The organism is Luteibacter flocculans (assembly GCF_023612255.1).
Lineage (GTDB): Bacteria > Pseudomonadota > Gammaproteobacteria > Xanthomonadales > Rhodanobacteraceae > Luteibacter > Luteibacter flocculans.
Window position 1 is genome coordinate 3,666,243 of sequence record NZ_CP063231.1, and the last position, 18,593, is coordinate 3,684,835.

Annotated in this window: 18 protein-coding genes; 9 read left to right on the forward strand and 9 right to left on the reverse strand. The window is 65.1% G+C overall.

Annotated elements, in window-relative coordinates:
* The first annotated feature begins 19 nt into the window (after window positions 1–19).
* From IM816_RS15955 to ppa, 5 genes are all read left to right on the forward strand, one after another.
* A complete protein-coding gene (locus tag IM816_RS15955; RefSeq protein WP_072323713.1) occupies window positions 20–451 on the forward strand; it encodes an RcnB family protein in 432 nt (143 codons plus the stop codon).
* A 15-nt stretch (window positions 452–466) separates the two neighbouring features.
* Entirely contained in the window at window positions 467–850 is a 384-nt protein-coding gene (locus IM816_RS15960) for an RcnB family protein (RefSeq protein WP_250338842.1), read from the forward strand.
* A 154-nt stretch (window positions 851–1,004) separates the two neighbouring features.
* A complete protein-coding gene (locus IM816_RS15965) occupies window positions 1,005–3,053 on the forward strand; it encodes a sodium-translocating pyrophosphatase (RefSeq protein ID WP_072323715.1) in 2,049 nt (682 codons plus the stop codon).
* Window positions 3,054–3,177: 124 nt separating this feature from the next.
* Window positions 3,178–5,301, forward strand: coding sequence for a prolyl oligopeptidase family serine peptidase (locus IM816_RS15970; protein WP_425602589.1), 2,124 nt, complete (start codon window positions 3,178–3,180; stop codon window positions 5,299–5,301).
* Between the two features lie 189 nt (window positions 5,302–5,490).
* A complete protein-coding gene (gene ppa / locus IM816_RS15975; protein ID WP_072323717.1) occupies window positions 5,491–6,024 on the forward strand; it encodes an inorganic diphosphatase in 534 nt (177 codons plus the stop codon).
* 87 nt (window positions 6,025–6,111) lie between these two features.
* Here ppa and IM816_RS15980 read toward each other — a convergent pair whose 3' ends face one another.
* From IM816_RS15980 to IM816_RS15990, 3 genes are all read right to left on the reverse strand, one after another.
* The gene (locus IM816_RS15980) at window positions 6,112–7,131 is read right to left on the reverse strand and encodes a DUF2333 family protein (RefSeq protein ID WP_250338843.1); all 1,020 of its coding nucleotides are present in this window, start codon (window positions 7,129–7,131) and stop codon (window positions 6,112–6,114) included.
* A gap of 43 nt (window positions 7,132–7,174) precedes the next feature.
* On the reverse strand, window positions 7,175–7,735 hold the full coding sequence (locus IM816_RS15985; RefSeq protein ID WP_072323719.1) for a ferritin-like domain-containing protein: 561 nt from the start codon (window positions 7,733–7,735) through the stop codon (window positions 7,175–7,177).
* A 123-nt stretch (window positions 7,736–7,858) separates the two neighbouring features.
* Window positions 7,859–8,524 carry a TetR/AcrR family transcriptional regulator gene (locus IM816_RS15990; protein ID WP_072323720.1) on the reverse strand — a complete coding sequence of 222 codons (666 nt, stop codon included), beginning with the start codon at window positions 8,522–8,524 and terminating at the stop codon, window positions 7,859–7,861.
* A gap of 348 nt (window positions 8,525–8,872) precedes the next feature.
* Between IM816_RS15990 and IM816_RS15995 the strand changes: the two genes are divergently transcribed.
* On the forward strand, window positions 8,873–9,532 hold the full coding sequence (locus tag IM816_RS15995) for a protein-L-isoaspartate O-methyltransferase family protein (protein ID WP_072323721.1): 660 nt from the start codon (window positions 8,873–8,875) through the stop codon (window positions 9,530–9,532).
* A gap of 35 nt (window positions 9,533–9,567) precedes the next feature.
* Window positions 9,568–10,965, forward strand: a complete 1,398-nt coding sequence (locus IM816_RS16000; RefSeq protein ID WP_072323722.1) for a TolC family outer membrane protein — start codon at window positions 9,568–9,570, stop codon at window positions 10,963–10,965.
* A 144-nt stretch (window positions 10,966–11,109) separates the two neighbouring features.
* Here the strand turns inward: IM816_RS16000 and waaA are convergent, their stop codons facing one another.
* The gene (waaA, locus tag IM816_RS16005) at window positions 11,110–12,375 is read right to left on the reverse strand and encodes a lipid IV(A) 3-deoxy-D-manno-octulosonic acid transferase (protein WP_072324010.1); all 1,266 of its coding nucleotides are present in this window, start codon (window positions 12,373–12,375) and stop codon (window positions 11,110–11,112) included.
* Between the two features lie 80 nt (window positions 12,376–12,455).
* Between waaA and lpxL the strand changes: the two genes are divergently transcribed.
* Together lpxL and IM816_RS16015 are read left to right on the forward strand one after the other, a co-directional pair.
* The gene (lpxL, locus tag IM816_RS16010) at window positions 12,456–13,373 is read left to right on the forward strand and encodes an LpxL/LpxP family Kdo(2)-lipid IV(A) lauroyl/palmitoleoyl acyltransferase (protein WP_083527545.1); all 918 of its coding nucleotides are present in this window, start codon (window positions 12,456–12,458) and stop codon (window positions 13,371–13,373) included.
* A gap of 159 nt (window positions 13,374–13,532) precedes the next feature.
* Window positions 13,533–14,447: a VirK/YbjX family protein gene (locus tag IM816_RS16015; RefSeq protein ID WP_250338844.1), complete on the forward strand. Its 915-nt coding sequence runs from the start codon at window positions 13,533–13,535 to the stop codon at window positions 14,445–14,447.
* Here the strand turns inward: IM816_RS16015 and IM816_RS16020 are convergent.
* The 5 genes from IM816_RS16020 to IM816_RS16040 form a co-directional block, all read right to left on the reverse strand.
* Complete coding sequence (locus IM816_RS16020; RefSeq protein WP_250338845.1) at window positions 14,394–15,188, reverse strand: glycosyltransferase family 2 protein; 795 nt, start codon at window positions 15,186–15,188, stop codon at window positions 14,394–14,396. The genes IM816_RS16015 and IM816_RS16020 overlap by 54 nt on opposite strands.
* Window positions 15,178–16,458, reverse strand: a complete 1,281-nt coding sequence (locus tag IM816_RS16025; protein WP_250338846.1) for an O-antigen ligase family protein — start codon at window positions 16,456–16,458, stop codon at window positions 15,178–15,180. The genes IM816_RS16020 and IM816_RS16025 overlap by 11 nt, the downstream gene beginning before the upstream one ends.
* Window positions 16,455–17,594, reverse strand: coding sequence for a glycosyltransferase (locus tag IM816_RS16030; RefSeq protein ID WP_250338847.1), 1,140 nt, complete (start codon window positions 17,592–17,594; stop codon window positions 16,455–16,457). The genes IM816_RS16025 and IM816_RS16030 overlap by 4 nt, the downstream gene beginning before the upstream one ends.
* A 64-nt stretch (window positions 17,595–17,658) precedes the next feature.
* Window positions 17,659–17,865: a zinc-finger domain-containing protein gene (locus IM816_RS16035; protein WP_072323727.1), complete on the reverse strand. Its 207-nt coding sequence runs from the start codon at window positions 17,863–17,865 to the stop codon at window positions 17,659–17,661.
* Between the two features lie 107 nt (window positions 17,866–17,972).
* The gene (locus IM816_RS16040) at window positions 17,973–18,563 is read right to left on the reverse strand and encodes a YceI family protein (RefSeq protein WP_072323728.1); all 591 of its coding nucleotides are present in this window, start codon (window positions 18,561–18,563) and stop codon (window positions 17,973–17,975) included.
* Between the last annotated feature and the right edge of the window lie 30 nt (window positions 18,564–18,593).

The window sequence follows — 18,593 nt, forward strand, 5'->3', positions numbered from 1 at the left end:
ATCGTCCTGGGAGAGAGCCATGAAAACGATGCTGCGTTCCGCCTTTGCCGCCCTCGCGCTGGTTGCCACCACGGCGGCCTTTGCGGACGACCACCACGGCCGCGATCACGACCGCCGTGGGTACGACGGCCGTTACGACGGCCGCCACGACGACCGCGGCTGGCGTCACGACAACGGCTGGCACGGGCATCGTCCGCCGCCCCCGCCGCCGCGTTACTACGGCCATGGTTACTACCACGGCCCGGCGTACTACAACCGTCCCCCGCCGCCGCGCTATTACGGGCACTGGGAGCGCGGGCACCGGTATTACGGCCGTAACGTCGTCGTCTACGACTACGGCAGCTATCGCCTGCGTCCCCCGCCGCGCGGTTACCACTGGGTACGCGAGAACAACGACTTCCTGCTGGTCGCCGTTGCCACCGGCATTATCCTCGACATCGCTACTCGATAACGGAGCACCGTCACCATGAAGCTGCTTGGGAAACTCGTCTTCTGCCTGGCTGCCGGTGCGGTCGCCGTGCCCGCTTTTGCGTTCGACCCGCCGCCCGGTGGCCCGCCCGGTCACGACCGTCGCGACGATCGTCATGACGACCGCCACGATGATCGGCGCGACGGGGATCATGATCGCGACTGGCATGACGACCGTGGTCCGCACCGCGGGCCGCCGCCGCACGCACGCTGGGAGCGCGGTCATCGCTACGACGGACGTGTGGTCGTGATCGAGCGTTATCACGATTACCGGCTGCGCGAACCGCCACGCGGTTACCACTGGGTGCGCGCCGACGACGGCGAGTTCCTGCTGGTTGCGATCGCTACGGGCATCATTGCGGACATCGTGATGCAGCAGTAACCCACGCAGGAAGGGCCGGTCATGTAGCGGCCCTTCCTGCGGCTCGTTGTCACGCCTGCACAGGCTTGCGCAGCGCACAACACCTTTCGGCGTCACCCCTGCCTATACTCGGACCGGGCCCTGCAAGGGCCCCTCACAATCCGGGGAGGCTTCGATGCTGCAACAGTACGGTTTATGGATCGCGCTGGCATGTGCGGTCGTTGCGATTCTGTACGGCGCGCTATCCGTCAGTTGGGTGTTGGCGAGATCGCCGGGCAACGAGCGGATGCAGGAGATCGCCGCTGCGATCCAGGAAGGCGCCCGCGCTTATCTCAACCGCCAATACGCCACCATCGGCGGCGTCGGCATCGTGCTCTTTCTGCTCATCGGCATCTTTCTCGACTGGGGCACGGCGGGCGGCTTCGCGCTAGGAGCCATCCTCTCGGGAGCGGCCGGCTACATCGGCATGAACGTTTCGGTTCGTGCCAACGTGCGTACCGCCGAGGCCGCCAGGAGCGGCCTTTCTTCTGCCCTGGCGGTGGCGTTCCGCGGCGGCGCCATCACCGGCATGCTGGTGGTGGGTCTCGGCCTCCTTGGCGTAGCGGGCTATTACGGCGTGCTGACCCACATGGGCTACGAACGCACGCATGTGCTGCACGCGCTGGTCGGCCTGGCGTTCGGTTCGTCGCTGATCTCGATCTTTGCGCGCCTGGGCGGCGGCATCTTCACCAAGGGCGCCGATGTGGGTGCCGACCTCGTCGGCAAGGTCGAGGCCGGCATCCCCGAGGACGACCCGCGCAATCCCGCCGTCATCGCGGACAACGTGGGCGACAACGTCGGCGACTGCGCCGGCATGGCCGCGGATCTCTTCGAAACCTATGCCGTGACGCTCATCGCGACGATGTTGCTCGGCGGCGTCATGGCGACGGAGGTTGGCCCATCCGGCGTGCTCTACCCGCTGGTGCTGGGCGGCGCGTCGATCGTCGCCTCGGTGATCGGCACATTCTTCGTGAAGACCCGCGGCGGCAAGATCATGAATGCGCTGTACGCCGGCGTGCTCGTGTCCGCCGTGCTCGCGGCCATCGCGTTCTGGCCGATCACCCAGTCGTTGATGGCCGATTCCGCAACGGGGCCGGGACGCATCTATGGCTGCGCGATCATCGGCCTGGTGCTGACTGGCGCCATGGTCGTGATCACCGAGTACTACACCGCCACCGAATACGCGCCGGTGCGGCACGTGGCGCAGTCGTCCACCACCGGGCATGCCACCAACATCATCGCGGGCCTCGGCGTCTCCATGAAGTCGACGGCGCTGCCAGTGATCGCGGTCTGCGCGGCCATTTGGGGTGCCTTCGCGCTCGCCGGCCTCTACGGCATCGCGATTGCGGCGACGGCGATGCTCAGCATGACCGGCATGGTCGTGGCACTCGACGCGTACGGGCCGATCACCGACAACGCGGGCGGCATCGCCGAGATGGCGGAACTGCCCGCCGAAGTGCGTGGTGTCACCGACCCGCTCGACGCGGTCGGCAACACGACCAAGGCCGTGACCAAGGGCTACGCCATCGGTTCGGCGGGCCTCGCGGCGCTCGTGCTGTTTGCCGATTACACGCACAACCTCGGTCTGCACTTCGGCGGCACGCCGGTCACATTCGACCTGTCCAACCACTACGTCATCATCGGCCTGTTGATCGGCGGATTGATTCCCTACCTGTTCGCCGCGATGGCGATGGAGGCCGTAGGACGTGCCGCGGGCGCCGTGGTGGAGGAAGTACGCCGCCAGTTCCGCGAGATCGCGGGCATCATGCAGGGCACGACCAAGCCGGACTACTCGCGCGCGGTGGACATGCTCACCCGCTCGGCCATCCGCGAAATGCTCGTGCCGTCGCTGCTTCCCGTGCTCGTGCCGGTGGTGGTGATCTTCGGCTTCAAGTGGCTGGGCGGTCCGCTGGCCGGCGCGCAGGCACTCGGCGGCGTGCTGATCGGCACGATCGTCACAGGCCTGTTCGTCGCTATTTCCATGACAACGGGCGGCGGCGCCTGGGACAACGCGAAGAAGTACATCGAAGACGGCCATCTCGGTGGCAAGGGATCGGACGCCCACAAGGCGGCGGTCACCGGCGATACCGTGGGCGACCCGTACAAGGACACCGCCGGCCCGGCGGTGAACCCGCTGATCAAGATCATCAACATCGTGGCGCTGTTGCTGATTCCGCTGCTCTAAACCACACGGTGGGGGTCGCTGCGGCGGCTCCCACCGCACGCTCGCTAGCCCGGAAGTCATGGGGCATGGGGGGCGCTGGGTACGCTAAGGTCTGACGTTCCGCAGCATCACGGATACGAGACCCATGCATCGACGCTGGATTGCGCTGGCCATCGCCCTTACTTTCTCTGGCATGACCCAAGCCCACGAAACGACCCCACCCAGCGCGCCCGCCGCCCAGGCCGGCGCCGATGACGAAAACCTCTGGCTCGATGACATCGACGGCGCGAAGCCTCTCGAATGGGTCAAGGCGCGCAACGCCGAGACGACCGCGAAGTACGCGGAAGGTCAGGACTTCAAGACCCTCGAGGGCCGAATCCTCGAAGTGCTGGACTCCGACGCCAAGATCCCGATGGTCTCGAAGATCGGCGACCACTACTACAACTTCTGGCGCGACAAGCAGCATCCCAAGGGCCTCTGGCGGCGGACCACGCTGGACGAGTACCGCAAGGACAAGCCCGCCTGGGAGACCGTGATCGACCTCGATGCGCTGGCCGCCACCGAAAAGGAAAACTGGGTCTGGCACGGCGCGCAGTGCCTCAAGCCAGAGAACCGCCGCTGCCTCGTCTCGCTCTCGCGCGGCGGTGCCGACGCCGACGTGGTGCGCGAGTTCGATCTCTCGACCAAGGCGTTCGTCAAGGACGGCTTCACCCTGCCCGAGGCAAAGACCCTCGTCTCCTGGATCGACGACGACCACCTCTTCGTGGCCACCGACTTCGGCCCCGGCTCGATGACCGACTCGAGTTACGCGCGCATCGTGAAAGAGTGGACGCGGGGCACGCCCCTTTCCTCCGCGAAGACGGTGTACGAAGGCAAGAAGACCGACATGTCGATCTGGGCGTTCCGCGACAAGACGCCCGGTTATGAGCGCGACTTCGTTTCGCGCGCGCTGGAGTTCTACAGCAGCGAGACCTTCCTTCGCGGCAAGGACGGCAAGCTGACCAAGATCGACGTGCCCAACGACGCCGAGACCGACGTCGAGCGCGAATGGCTGCTGATCGAGCCCCGCACCGCATGGACGGTGGGAGGCAAGACGTATCCGTCCGGTTCCCTGCTGGCTGCTAACTTCGACGACTTCATGGCGGGCAAGCGCGAGATCACGGTGCTGTTCACTCCGGACGCGCATACCTCGATGGCCGGCCATTCGTGGACGCGACACCATCTCATCCTCAACCTCATGCACGATGTCGTGAGCGAGGTACGCATCCTCACGCCGGCGGCCAAGGGCGACTGGAAGAGCGAAGTGCTTTCCGGCGCGCCCGCACTGAGCACCATGCAGGCCGCGGGTGTGGATGCCGACGAGAGCGACGCCTATTTCCTCACCGTGACGGGCTACCTGCAGCCCACCACGCTCTACTACGGCGTGCTGGGCCAGGGCGACCGTGAGGCCTTGAAGCACAGCCCGGCGTTCTTCGATGCCTCGAAGTACGCGGTAAGCCAGCATTTCGCCACCTCGAAGGACGGCACGAAGGTGCCCTATTTCGAGATCGCGCCGAAGGCGATGAAGGCGGACGGCACGAACCCGACACTGGTCTACGGTTACGGCGGTTTCGAAATACCGTTGCAGCCCATGTACTCGGCCGGCGTCGGCCGCGCCTGGCTGGAGAAGGGTGGCGTCTACGTGGTGGCGAATATCCGCGGCGGCGGCGAATACGGCCCGGCCTGGCATCAGGCGGCGCTGAAAGCCAACCGTCCTCGCGCCTACGAGGACTTCGCAGCCGTATCGCAGGACCTGATCGACCGCAAGATCACCAGCCCGAAGCACATGGGCATGATGGGTGGCAGCAACGGCGGCCTGCTCGCCGGCAACATGCTGACCAAGTACCCGCAGCTCTATGGCGCCGTGGTCAGCCAGGTCGCCCTGCTCGACATGAAGCGCTACACGCACATGTCCGCCGGTGCGTCCTGGATGGCGGAATACGGCGACCCGGACAAGCCCGAGGAATGGAAATACATCCAGACCTTTTCGCCGTACCACAACCTCAAGAAGGGCGTGCATTACCCGCCGGTGCTGTTCACCACATCCACCCGTGACGACCGCGTCGGCCCGGTTCATGCGCGGAAGATGGCGGCCCGGATGCAGGCCATGGGCCTGGACGCCAGCTTCTACGAGAACATCGAGGGCGGTCACGGCGCGGCGGCGGACAACAAGCAGTCCGCCTTCATGAACGCCCTGGCGTATACGTACCTCTGGGAGCATTTGAAGTAAGGGCGTGAGTCGGCGCGAGCGCCTGTAAGCCTCGGCCCAAGGGCCGCTGAGACCGTCAGTGAAAGCCGGAACGCCTGGTCGCCCCGGCTTTTACTGACGGTTCACGCTTCACAAGCCGCCCAGGCGGCTGACTTACGGGGGGTCCCCCGTTATCCTTTGGGGCTGCCAAAACCCTACCAAGGACCCCCCATGGGACTGCACCTCGTTTCCGCCGGTCGCAACGTGCCGGACGAAATCAACGTCATCATCGAAATCCCGAAGGATGCGGAGCCGGTCAAATACGAAGTGGAGAAGGAAAGCGGCGCGATCTTCGTCGACCGTATTCTCTCCACGCCGATGCGCTATCCGTGCAACTACGGCTACGTGCCGGGCACGCTGGGTGGCGATGGCGACCCGCTCGACGCGCTGGTGATCCTGCCGCTGTCGCTCGTCCCGGGTTCGGTCATCCGCTGCCACCCGGTCGGCATGCTCAAGATGACCGACGAAGCAGGCGCAGACGAGAAGCTCGTCGTGGTCCCGGTCGAGAAGGTCTTCGCCGGCTACGCACACATCCGTGACATCGCGCAGGTTTCGGGCCATTGGCTCGAGCGCATCGGCCACTTCTTCGAGCACTACAAGGATCTGGAGAAGGGCAAGTGGGTCAAGGTCGAGGGCTGGGTCGGCGCCGAAGAGGCGAAGGCCGAGATCACGGCCGGCATGACGCGTTACAAGGCCGACAAGTAAGAGGACACTTGTAGGGGCCGCCATGGCGGCGAGGAAAATCTTGCCTCGGCGCAAGATCCCTCGCCGCCATGGCGGCTCCCACATGCATCAACCGCGCCCCAGCAGCGCTCGCAGATCGATGATCGCCGCGTTCGCACGCGAGATGTAGTTCGCCATCACCAGCGAATGATTGGCGAAGAAGCCGAACGGCGAACCGTTCAGCACCACAGGGCTGCCCAGCGACTTCTGCGATTCTTCCAGCTCCCGGATCACCTGCTGCAGGCTGGCATCGGCGTTCTTGCTGCGCAGAATCGGCGCGAAGTCGTGGCGGATCGCTTTCAACTGCTCCAGCAGCGTCCAGGTGTAACCCCGCGCCTCGTAGAAGTTGTCGTCGATCTTGTTCCAGGGCGTCTTGACGTACACCGCTTTCGCCGGCCCCGCGTTCCCCGCGACATCGGCGTTGGGCGCAGCGTCGACCTTGAGCTGACCGACGCTGGCGGAGAGTCGCTGCGACAATGAACCCAGCCGGGCGGACACCGTTTGCAGGTAGTCGGCGAGGTTGTCCGCACGCGCATAGAAATGCGCGTTGGCGTCCTCGGCATCGGAAAGCCTGCTGAGGTAGTTCTCGAGATCGTCCACCGCCTTGCCGTACTGCGACTCCGAGCTGGGCAGCAACCAGCGATCGTTCGGGCTGTTGAGCAGCGGATCGGCCTCACCGAGCGCCTTGTCTTCCGTCGACTGCGTCTGCGAACGACTGAAGTCGTTGCGCAACGCGCGTGCGAGATCGCGTGAAGCCGTCAGCGAGCCGAATTCCCAGTTGGGGATGTTGTCCATGAACACCCCCGGCGGCAACCGGTCGTTGCTGAGATAGCCACCGCGCTTGTCCAGCAGAGTGTCCACCGAGCGGATCAACGTATAGGTCGTGACGGCACCCGTGCTCATCGGGCGCTCGATGTCCTTCATGTGCGCGGTAGTGACGGCGACCGGATCGAACTGTTCCGGCTCCTTGTCCCACCACCACATCAGGAACAACACAAGAAGCATCAGCAAGGCGATCGGCAGCGCGATCGCCAGACCGAGAGGGCTGCGGCGGCGGCGTGCCGGCGTGGAATTGGCGGTCGCATTCATGGGCCTTCCTTTTCGTCGCGAACGTGAGCGCCTAGCTTACCCGTTAGTGCTCGCCGCGGCCGGATGCGCCGAGGTTCTCCAGCAGCGTGGCCATGTCCTCGGCGTGCTCCTCTTCCTGCGCGAGGATGTCTTCCATGATCCGGCGCGTGGTCGGATCGTCATCGCCGATGTACTGCACGATCTCGCGATAGCTGTCGATGGCGATGCGCTCGGCTATCAGATCTTCCTTGATCATGTCGACCAACGTGGTGCCTTCCACATAATCGGCATGACTGCGCGAAAGCAGACCTTCAGGATTGAAGTTGGGCGTGCCGTCGAGCTGCGTAATGCGCTCGGCGATGCGATCCGCATGCGCCTGTTCTTCGTTCGCGTGCTCGAGAAACTCCGCCTTGACGCTCTGCGAATGAATGCCCGGCGCCATGTAGTAGTGATACTTGTAGCGCAGCACGCAGACGATCTCGGTCGCCAGCGCTTCGTTGAGCAGCTTGATCACGGTTTCGCGGTCGGCACGGTAGCCGGCCGTAACCGCGCCCTTGTCGATGTGCTCGCGGGCGCGCTTGCGGATGTTCTCGATGTCGCTGATGAAGGGCTTGCTCTGGGACATGCCTGGTCTCCTGCCGGGAGAGTGGGTGGAATCGGCGGAGACGTTAGGGCGATGCCCGGGAAAGCGGAGTGAAGGCGCTACCGGACGCAACCATGACGTCCGGCATCAGACCACGGTCGCGCGTCAGACGTTGACGTGTCGGGGCGAATAGGCGCGCATGAACATGTCGACGGCGGCGAGCGCGTTGGCGTTCACTTCCTCGGCGAACTGTACGGCACAGTCCTCGCAGCCGAACAGGCGACGGATCAGGAGATCGCCCTTGAGCAGGGCAAGCAACTGCGTGGTGGCGCGGGACACGTCTGGAATGTCCAACTGGCCCCGCGACGCCGCGCCTTCCAGCAGGCGTTGCATGAGCTTGTGCATGCGTGCCGGACCCTCCTCCCAGACCAGCCGGCCGAAGCGCGGATTACCACCGGACTGGCAGTCTGAAAGGATGGCGCGGAACGTACCGACCGACTCGCTGTTGGTTTCCATGGCAGCGTGGCGGCTTGCGATATCGGTCAACGTGGTGCGGATGTCCGAACCCGGGGTGAAGTCGAACAGGTCGTCCGGCAAACGCTCCTGCACGTGCGAGCGGATCACCTCGCGAAAGAGGTTGTCCTTGTCGCCAAAGTGGCTGTAAACGGTCAGCTTGGACACACCTGCAGACGCAGCGACGGCATCCATGCTGGTGCCGGCGAATCCGCCCTGGGTGAAAAGCGACTTGGCGGCATCGAGGATGGCCGCGCGCTTTTCCATGTCCTTCGGACGCCCCGGACCCTGGGTCTTCAGTTTCGGGCTGGCGTTCATGGCTGCACCTTCACAAACAGAAATTATGACTTTATTATACGCGGCGGTTCAGTTATTTCCAGCGTTGTCACTATCTTCGGCTGGAAAGCAAGAGTGCGATGCCTCTCTACCTTAGAATGGAAGATGGGGGTGCCTCTTCGGTTCACCATGACGATCCAAGGCCTCGGCCGCGGGCCGTTCAGGTGCCGTGAGAGGACGGACGACATGACTTCCGTCAGTCCGGTCCGGTGACTTCCGGCACTTCGTTCGGACAGGCGCCGCACCGCAGCCTTGCACCATTGGGAAATAGCGCGGTAAGCACTTATCCTTTCGAATCTTTTTTGCAGCTTTACGTACGGAAACCACACCATGGCGATGAATTTCGAGCAGGCCCGGCAGAACATGGTCGAAAACCAGGTTCGCCCCTGGGAAGTCCTCGACGCCGACGTTCTCGACACCTTGAAGGCAGTGCGCCGCGAGGATTTCGTGGCGCCGGCACACCGAAACGTGGCTTTCGCCGACCTCACCCTGCCTCTGGGGCACGGCGAGGTGATGATGAAGCCGGTGATCGAAGGCCGCGTGCTCCAGGCGCTGCTTCTCAACAAGACCGATGAGGTGCTTGAGATCGGCACGGGTTCGGGCTACCTCACAGCCTGCATGGCGCGGCTTGCCGGCAAAGTCACCAGCATCGACATGCATGCCGACTTCGTCGAGGCCGCCGGCCAGCGTCTCGCTGCGGCCGGCGTGACCAATGTCGCGCTGGCGACCGCGGAAGCCGTCAACGGCTATGCCCCGACCGGCGTTTTCGACGCCATCGTGGTCACGGGCGCGGTGCACACGGTGCCGGAGAAGTTCGTGCGCTGGCTGAAGCCGGGCGGGCGCATGTTCGTAGTACGCGGCGATTCGCCGGCGCAGAAGGCTGTCCTCCTCACCCATGAGGGCGACGGACGCTACCGCGAGGAATCGCTGTTCGAAACGGACCTTCCCTACCTGGCGCATGCCGCGCCGGTGAAGCGCTTCGTGCTCTGACCCACCAGATTTTCCCTTACCCACGAGGCGACACCATGCGCTTGAAGCTGCTCACCGTCGCGCTGGCATTGGCCGCGACGCCTTTCGCAACCCACGCGGAAGACCTGCTCGACGCCTATCGGCAGGCCCGCGCCAACGATCCGGTGCTATCGCAAGCCGATTCCACTCGCCTGGCGACGGGTGAGAACGTGGTGCAGGCCCGTGCTCTGCTGCTGCCGCAGATCAGTGCCCAGCTCAGCCTGAACCAGAACGACCCGAATGGTCCTTCGCGCTCGATCGTCACCGACGCAGCGGGTAATCCGGTCGTCGACGGTGCCGGCAACCCGGTGCTCACCTCGGATGCGGGTCACACGCGCACCCGCCAGCTCGGCGCCACGATCAGCCAGAGCGTGCTCGATCTCAGCCGCTACTCCGACCTCAAGGCGGCGAAGTCGTCGTCGCAGGCGCAGGACGCCACGTACGAGGCAGCCCTGCAGCAGTTGGCCACGCGCGTCGCCACGGCCTACTTCCAGGTGCTGACGAACGACGATGCCCTGACCTTCGCCAAGGCCAACGAGCAGGCGCTCGCCCGCCAGCTCGAGCAGGCGCAGCAGCGCTTCGATGTGGGCCTGTCTGCGATCACCGACGTGCAGGATGCCAAGGCGCAGCACGACACCGCCGTGGCTGCCGTCATCACCGCCGAGAACACGCTGGCGGATTCGCGCGAAGCGCTTACTCAGATCACCGGCAAGCCGGCCGACAACCTGAAGAAGCTGCGCGAGCAGTTGCCGATGGACCCGCCGAGCCCGAACGATCCGAAGGCCTGGGTCGCCGAAGCCGTGAAGAGCAATCCCACGATCATCGCGTCGCAGTACAACGTCGACTCCGCGGAGCACAGCATCTCGTCTGCACGCGCGGGCCATCTGCCGACGATCGACGCGACGCTGGGTTACAACAAGTCCACCTCGTGGACGCAGAACGCGGGCACGGCATCGAGTGCCGGCACGCTCGGCAGCAGCAACGGCCGTGGCGCGACCACGGTGGGCCTGACCTTGAACGTGCCGATCTTCGCCGGTGGCGCTACGCAGTCGCGTGTCCGCCAGTCGATTTACCAGCGTGATGCCGCCCAGGACTCCCTGGAAAGCTCGCGCCGCCAGGTGGTCCGCGACACGCTGAACTACTATCGCTCCGTCGTCGCCGGCATCAGCAAGGTCGAGGCGACCAAGGCGGCCGTCGAGTCGTCGGAAAGCGCGCGTGACGCCACGCAGGCCGGCTTCGAAGTCGGCACGCGCACCATCGTGGACGTGCTCATCGCCCAGCAGAACCTGACCCAGGCGCTCAGCGACTACTCGCAGGCCCGTCACCAGTTCATCCTCGACAAGCTGCTGCTCAAGCAGACGGCCGGCACGGTGGACGTGAAGGACCTCGAAGCGATCAACGCGCTGCTTCAGTAACGCTTGATCTATCGCAAAAAAAAACGGGCCCTCGTGGCCCGTTTTTTTTGTATCGTCAGGCACCTTCGCCTTGTGGGAGCCGCCATGGCGGCGAGAAGCCAGCGGAGCGATGACGCCAAACCCACATCTTTTGGTGCGAAGACGTCACTCCTGCAACAGGCGATCCACCAGTTCCATGACCTTGCCGACCGAGCCGCGCTCGCTGTCGAAGACGTGGCGCGCGCGAAGGCCCATGGCTTCGCGACGTTCCCGATCACGCAACAGGGACAGCACCTGCTCTCCCAACTGGCCGCCGTCCTCCACCCGCTGACCGCCACCTTCGTCGATCAGGGCCTGGGTGATTTCCTCGAAGTTGAACGTGTGCGGTCCTACCAGCACCGGCTTGCATAGCGCGGCGGGCTCGAGCACGTTGTGGCCGCCGATCGATATGAGACTGCCGCCCACGAAGGCCACGTCGGACGCGGCAAAGAAGCGCAGTAATTCGCCCATGGAGTCGATCACGAAGCATTGTGTGCCGTGGCCGGGCGCCCCGTCGGCGCTGCGCGTCGCCACTTGGAAACCGAGACTGCGCACGGAGGCCTCGACAGCCTTGAACCGTTCCGGATGGCGGGGCGCGATAAGCAACAAGGCATCGGGAAGACGGCGCATCACGTCGAGATGGGCTTCGAGGACACACATCTCCTCACCCTCGTGCGTGCTGGCGGCAATCCACACGGGCCGGCCCTTGCCCCATGCCTCGCGCATGGCCATGCCAGATTCCAACGCGGCCTGCGGCACCGGCATATCGAACTTGAGGTTGCCGCAGACGGTGAGCTGACTCGGCTCGGCACCCAGCAAGCGATAACGAGCAGCATCGGTTCGCGATTGCGCCGCGATGTGGCTCACGCAACGCAGGGCGCGCTTGACCAGCGAACTCATCCGCGCATAGCCCCGCAGGGAGCGTTCGGACAGCCGGGCATTGGCAATCAGCAGGGGAATGCCGTGGCGTCGGCAGGCGAAGTAAAGGTTCGGCCAGATCTCGGTTTCGACGATGACCGCCAAGCGAGGGCGCGTATTGCGCAGGAAGCGCTTCACCGCGAACGGAAGGTCGTAGGGCAGGTACACGCTGTGGACGCTGTCGCCGAACAACTGACGCACGCGTTCCGAGCCGGTGGGCGTCACCGTGGTGACCAGCATGGGCGCCGCCGGATAGGCCTCCATCAGTGCCTTGACCAGGGGCTCGGCCGCATTCACCTCGCCCACGGACACGGCATGCACCCAGAGACAGCCCGCCAGGCGGGGCTCGCGGAACTGGCCGAAACGCTCCCGCCAACGCACGTGATAGTCGCCGTAGCGCATGCCGCGCGCCATCAGGCGAAGCATCACCAGGGGCGTGAACAGGTACATCGCAAGGTTGTAAAGCAGGCGCAGCAGCACGCGGACCCCTGGTCATACCGGTGGTCGGGCAGTATAGCTGCCCCCATTCGTTACAATGGCCGGCCATGCCCGGAATGCCACGTCCTCACCTCACCCGCACGCTGCTTGGCCCCCGTCACTGGGCGGCCTGGCTTGGCGTTGCCCTGATCTGGCTGATCGCTCACCTGCCGTTTCGCATGCTGATGCGGCTCGGCCGGCTGGCCGGCCGCCTGGCCCTGCATCTGAATCCGGAGCGTCGACGCATTGCCGCGACCAATATCGCGCTGTGCTTTCCCGAACTCGACCCGGAAGCGCAGAAGGCGCTGGTCCGCGCCAACCTTTGCGACGTAGGCATGATGCTGGCGGAGTTCGCGCTGGGATGGATGGGTTCGGATCGTGCGTTGGCGAAGGTGCCTGTCACGGTCGAAGGACTGGAACACCTGGAGCTGGCGCGCAAGGCCGGTCGTGGCGTGCTGCTGGTCGGCGGGCACTTCTCGCACCTCGAATTGTGCGCGCGCCTGGTGTCGCGACGCATCCCCATCGCCGGCATGTACCGTCGCATGGATTCGGACGTCTTCGAGTTCACCGTGCTCCGCGCCCGCCTGCACTACGCGGCAGCGATGTTCGAGAAGGACGACATCCGCGGCACGGTGAAATACCTCAAGTCCGGAGGCACGCTGTGGTACGCGCCCGATCAGGACATGCGCAGCAAGGACAACGTGTTCGCGCCTTTCTTTGGCGTTCCGGCCGCCACCATCACCGCGACACATCATCTGGCACGCATGTCAGGCGCACTGGTCATTCCTTTCTATCACCGACGTCTACCCGGCGACTCGGGTTATGCGATGCGCCTCGGTGCGCCGCTGGATCACTTCCCAAGCGATGACGCCGCTGCCGATACGGCACGGGTCAACGCGCAGATCGAGCAGATGGTGCGCGAAGCGCCGGAGCAGTATCTGTGGGTACACAAGCGGTTCAAGACGCGACCGCCGGGCGAGCCGAAAATCTACTGATTGCAGCGCTGTTACCGCTTCGCTTTCGCCGAACTTTCCCGCATCTTTCAGCGCGACATACGCCGACACGACGACGTGTAATCCGTCACGGCAATCGAAAGCCTCGCGAAAAATTACGCGCGTAGAACGTCCGTCGTTGATTACAAGACGGACCTTTCCATGCAATCGTTCTTCCGCTTCGCGCGTTCCCTGCGTGGTCGCACCGGATGGCACAGTAAGCGCTCTCACGGCATCGGCGCATTGCTTACGTACGTGGGTCGCTGCGTGTCGCGCTGGCGCGAACACGACGCGTGGCTCGCCTTTCTCGAATCACCTGCTATGGCAGGTATTACGTCGATCGACCGCGTGCTGATCGAGCGCTACCAGCATCGCTACATCAGCGGCGCGTGGACGCGGACGCAGCGTCTGCACGCGCTGCGCGATCACTACGATTTCGTGCTCGCCCGACTGCCACGTCCGTTCTTCCATACGATCTATCGGGAACGGCAGGTGCTGTTGGGTACCCTGCCCCTTCGCGATGGGCGCAGGCTGTCGATCATTCTCAAGGCACCGTTCCGCCGCAGTCGCGAGGGCGAACTCAGCCTCTCGCTCACCGATGACACTGGCCTGCAGATCTCCTACGCGACGATTTCCTTCATCGACGGCGGACGTACCGTCGCCATCGGCTGCCTGCAAGGCGCGGCCAACAATGCGGGGCGCGACGTGGTGCGCGAGCTGACGCGGCAATGCCACGGCCTGCGCCCGAAGAACCTGTTGCTGTCGATGATCCGCGCGCTTGCCGAAGGGTTCGGCATCGAGCGCGTGGTAGGCATCAGCAACGCGGCTCATGTGTTCGCTGGCATTCCGAACAAGGTCAAGGCGGACTACGACGCGTTCTGGCTCGAGGCGGAAGGCACCCCGGGAAAGGATGGCTTCTTCGAGCTTCCGCCCCGCGAACCGGTGCGTTGCGCGTCGGAGGTCGAAAGCAAGCGCCGTAGCGAATTCCGTCGACGTGAGGCATTCCGCCAGGACGCGTGCGAACTAGTCCTCGCCGCGTTCGGCGTCGAACGGACGGCCATTCCCCTCGCCGCCTGAACGACGCAACTCATACAGCTTCGCGTACTTGAGGAACGCATAGAACGCGTGGACGCGGGCCGCGACGAAGCCCGCCCAACCGCCGCGCCAGTGGCCGCGCCAGAAGTAGTAACGGGCAAAGGCCACCGTCGGGTAAAGCACCATGCGCGTGCGCAGAAGCCGGGGCGCGCGCGCATGCCGGTCACGCACCTGCAACGATGAGTAGCGGTTGGCCTTGTCCACGCGGCCCTCGATGTCGCGTTCGCCGTAGTGGTCGATCACTGCGTCCAATCGTTTCACGGGGCCGTCCACGACGACGCTCTCGTGCACCTCATGCCCGCTCATGCGCGCCCGTGTCCGATCAAACAGACGCACGTAGTGATTGAGGCGCGCGCGGTCGGGCTGCCAGCGCCAGAACACCCACTCCCGGCGCAGCAGCACGTAACCCGCGGCATCGGGCGATTCCAATACGCGTCGGACACGCTCGGCGGCGAGCGCAGTGAGCGCTTCGTCGGAGTCCAGCAAAAGCACCCAGCGGTGCTGCGCAAGATCGATCGCGGCCTGCTTCTGCAGGCTGTAGCCGGCGAAGGCACGCACCTCGACACGCGCGCCACGCGCCAGCGCGATCTCGCGCGTCGCGTCGGTGGAGCCCGAGTCGAGCACGACGATCTCGTCGGCGAACGCGACCGAGGCGAGGCAGGTGCCAATCGTATCCGCGTTGTTCCATGTCGTGACGACAACGGACAACGGTTCACGCGCCATGACGTGTCCCTTCGTCGGGAATGTCGGCGAACAGCGCTGCGCACCACAGCGACACAAGCCACGCCGCCAGCAATCCCCACCACGCCGAGTAGAACGCCATGTGCGTGTTCAGCGGAAACAGGATCGCCACCAGCGCCACCGTCGGTGCGAAGGCACGCTCACGTGCCGCCCTGCCCGCTCGCCACCAGGTGCGTACGGCCAGCGCGGTTGCGGCGAGCCAGGCGATGAGACCCAGCGTTCCCGTCTCCGTCGCCACTTCGAGCACGACCTGATGAGGATGGCAGGCGCCTTCGCCGTCCCCGCACTTCTCGGCGGTGAGGAAGTGATCGCCCGGCGATGCGGCAGAGGGATAGGCGACGCGGAAGCCACGTACGCCGACGCCATTGATCGGATGTGCTGTGTACAGACGCACCGCCGTACGCCAGATGTCGAGGCGGCCCGTGAGCGCCGCATCCAGACCCGCCGAGGTGCCGGACAACGCCGGCACCGTATGCGCCACCCGATCACGAAAGCGCGGCGAGACTTGCCAGGCAAGCAACGCCACCAGGGCGACGGTCACGCCCGCCGCCGCACACGCGACCGCGAAACGCCGCGCCGAACCTGCCTCGCGCCAGAGGAAACCGCAGGCGACCAAGCCGTAGCAGATCCACGACGCACGCGAGCCGGACAGCAGCACCGGCCCCAGCACGAGCAGGAAGGCGACGATCAGTCCGCGTCGACCCCATCGCTCGCGCACTGCCCAGAGCAGAAACGGAGCCAGTGCCGAAAGCGCCGGCCCCAGCTTCAGATTGGTCGCGCCGAAGATGCCGGAAAGTCGTTCCGGATCGGACGCGCCCGCAAGACCGTAACCGGTCAATGCCTGGACCCACGCATCGACGACCCAGACGGCAATCACCACGGCTGTTGCGACGTACAGCGCTCGGACTTTCCCCGGGCGACGCATGGCGAAGCAGGTGTACACGCCCAGCGGGGCGAAGCGGAGAATGCCTGCGACCGTGCCCCAGCTCTTGCCTGGCGCGACGGCATCCACAGCCGACAGCAACGCGGCGCCCGCGTAGGCGGCGAACAACGCCAGGAACAGCTTCGCCCCGTCGTGTTCGCGCAAGGCGTGCGGCTCGCGCACGAGCAGCAACACGCTTCCGATGAGGGCAAGAAAGACACCCAACTCCGCGCTGCGCCCGAATGGAAGCAATGCGGGAACCAGCCACACCGGAAGCAGCGGCGAGGCCAGCCCCGCCCTGATCGATACGCCGATGCCGGGCCTGCTCACGCGGCAGGCACGCCTTCCACCACCTCGGCGTAGAGAGCCAGGGTCGCGGCTTGCATGTCGGACAGGCGATAGCTGCGCGGCGGCGGAATCGGCGGCGCGAAGCGCAGCAATTCGGCGGCGCGCTCCACGAGCTTTTCGCGGTCGCCCAGCGGCACGCGTCCGGCCGGATACAGCTCGGCCAACAGTTCGCCCACCCCGCCATGGGCATAACCCATGACCGGCCGGCAGAGCGCCAGCGCCTCGACCACCGTGCGGCCGAACGACTCGGGTCGATTGGAAAGCTGCAGGACGATGTCGGACATGGCATAGACGTCGCGGACGTCCGAACGCTGTGGCGAGATCACCACCTTGTCGTCCAGCCCGCGGCCGTGGATGAGGGCGCGCAGTTCGGCCACATAGGCCTCTCGCCCCGGTTCGTCGGCGCCCAGAAGAAGCAAACGCGCATCGATGGATCGCTGGGCAAGGTCGGCGATCAGCTCGATCGCGTCCGCATGCCCCTTGAGGCGCGTACCGCGGCCCGGAAGCGTCAGCAGGGGTGCCCCCGAAAGCTGCGGATACTGCTCGAAGAACGCGCGCTGCCAGGTATCGTCCGGACGGTATCCGTAGGGAAAGGCGTCGGTATCGACACCCCGCGGAACGACTGCGATGCGGGCGGCGTCGACGTCGTCCGGGTAATGCCGCAGCACGTAATCACGCAAGGTCTGCGAGACCACGATCACCCGCTCGCCGCGCATCAGGATGGCGCTGTAGCGACTCGGGCTGTTGAGGCCGTGCACCGTGGTGAAGAAATGCGGGCGAGGCTTCACGCCGCGCATGGCCCACCAGCCAATCCACGCGGGCAGGCGGGAACGCGCGTGAACGATGTCCGGCTGCACCTCGCGCAAGAGGCGGCGCAGCTTGCCCACCGTGAACAGGGTAGCGAGCGACTTGCGCCCGATCGGCAGCGTGACGTGCCGGCTGCCTTCGGCCTCCAACTGGGCGACCAAGCGGCCGCCAGCGGAAACCACGATGGAGCGGTGCCCGGCCTGGACCAGGGCCTTGGCGATTTCGAGAGTCGAACGCTCGGCGCCGCCCGCATGAAGGGCAGGAATGAGTTGCACGACGGTCATCGTCCGACCAGGGGAGACGGTGGCCATGGGTGGGTCCAGTGGGCGAAAAGTTACGCAGGCAATGCAGGAAACGTGCCCACGAAGGGCCGAATCAATCCTTCAGGACGTAAACGGCGCCGCAATACATGCATTTCGACTGGCCGCCCTCGTCTTCGATGGGCAGATAGACCCGCGGATGCGAATTCCACAGGTACATGCCGGGCATCGGGCAGGACAGCGGCAGGTCGGCGCGCGTCACTTCGTAACGGTTTTCGGCGTTCGCCGGGATCAGCGGGGCGGCCGCGGGATTGGGACGCATGGGAAAACTCCGGGCGATGCGGTTGAAACGGGACCGAGGATGGTAGCAAAAAAGAAAACCCGCGCCGTTGCCGGCGCGGGTTTCGACGATCGAAGCGGCCGTTAGGCTTACTTCTTTTCGGCAGAGGCGTCGTGAGCTTCGGTCGTGATGCGGACCTTGATCTCATCGGAGACGTTCGGCACGTACGCGCCTACGCCGAAGTCCGAACGCTTGATCGTGGTCGTGGCATCAAAGCCTACGGTCTGCACCTTCATCATCGGGTGCGGGCCGATCTTGTTCAGCGTCACGTCGAGGGTGACCGGCTTGGTCACGCCGTGAACCGTGAGGTCGCCGACGACCTTCAGCTTGCCCTTGCCGGCCGGCGTCACCTTGGTGCTCTTGAACGTGACGTTCGGGTACTTGGCGGCATCGAGGAAGTCGGCCGACTTCAGGTGTTCGTCGAGCTTCGGCACGAAGCTGTCCAGGCCGGACAGCGGCAGAGTCGCTTCGACGGTGGCCTTCGACGGATCCTTTTCGTCATAGACGAGCGTGCCTTCGACCTGGCCGAGGTTAGCCGTGGGGTTCGAGAAACCGAAGTGGTTCCAGCTGAACAGCACCATCGTGTGACCCGGGTCGAGGGTGTAGGTGACCGGGGCGGCAGCGGCGGTGCCGGCGACAGCGAGCAGACCGGCGAGGGCGACGTAACGAAGAGCGCGCATATGAATCTCCTGCAGTGAAGGTGGGTACTG

Bases quoted from the DNA above. Each gene is read 5' to 3' on its own strand.
- IM816_RS15955 (WP_072323713.1), top strand. From the start codon at position 20: ATGAAAACGATGCTGCGTTCCGCCTTTGCCGCCCTCGCGCTGGTTGCC.
- IM816_RS16020 (WP_250338845.1), bottom strand. From the start codon at position 15,188: ATGGCGCGTGAACCGTTGTCCGTTGTCGTCACGACATGGAACAACGCG.
- IM816_RS15965 (WP_072323715.1), top strand. From the start codon at position 1,005: ATGCTGCAACAGTACGGTTTATGGATCGCGCTGGCATGTGCGGTCGTT.
- IM816_RS15990 (WP_072323720.1), bottom strand. From the start codon at position 8,524: ATGAACGCCAGCCCGAAACTGAAGACCCAGGGTCCGGGGCGTCCGAAG.
- IM816_RS15980 (WP_250338843.1), bottom strand. From the start codon at position 7,131: ATGAATGCGACCGCCAATTCCACGCCGGCACGCCGCCGCCGCAGCCCT.
- IM816_RS16030 (WP_250338847.1), bottom strand. From the start codon at position 17,594: ATGGCCACCGTCTCCCCTGGTCGGACGATGACCGTCGTGCAACTCATT.
- IM816_RS16000 (WP_072323722.1), top strand. From the start codon at position 9,568: ATGCGCTTGAAGCTGCTCACCGTCGCGCTGGCATTGGCCGCGACGCCT.
- IM816_RS16035 (WP_072323727.1), bottom strand. From the start codon at position 17,865: ATGCGTCCCAATCCCGCGGCCGCCCCGCTGATCCCGGCGAACGCCGAA.
- IM816_RS16015 (WP_250338844.1), top strand. From the start codon at position 13,533: ATGCAATCGTTCTTCCGCTTCGCGCGTTCCCTGCGTGGTCGCACCGGA.
- lpxL (WP_083527545.1), top strand. From the start codon at position 12,456: ATGCCACGTCCTCACCTCACCCGCACGCTGCTTGGCCCCCGTCACTGG.
- IM816_RS15995 (WP_072323721.1), top strand. From the start codon at position 8,873: ATGGCGATGAATTTCGAGCAGGCCCGGCAGAACATGGTCGAAAACCAG.
- IM816_RS16040 (WP_072323728.1), bottom strand. From the start codon at position 18,563: ATGCGCGCTCTTCGTTACGTCGCCCTCGCCGGTCTGCTCGCTGTCGCC.
- IM816_RS15985 (WP_072323719.1), bottom strand. From the start codon at position 7,735: ATGTCCCAGAGCAAGCCCTTCATCAGCGACATCGAGAACATCCGCAAG.
- ppa (WP_072323717.1), top strand. From the start codon at position 5,491: ATGGGACTGCACCTCGTTTCCGCCGGTCGCAACGTGCCGGACGAAATC.
- IM816_RS15960 (WP_250338842.1), top strand. From the start codon at position 467: ATGAAGCTGCTTGGGAAACTCGTCTTCTGCCTGGCTGCCGGTGCGGTC.
- IM816_RS15970 (WP_425602589.1), top strand. From the start codon at position 3,178: ATGCATCGACGCTGGATTGCGCTGGCCATCGCCCTTACTTTCTCTGGC.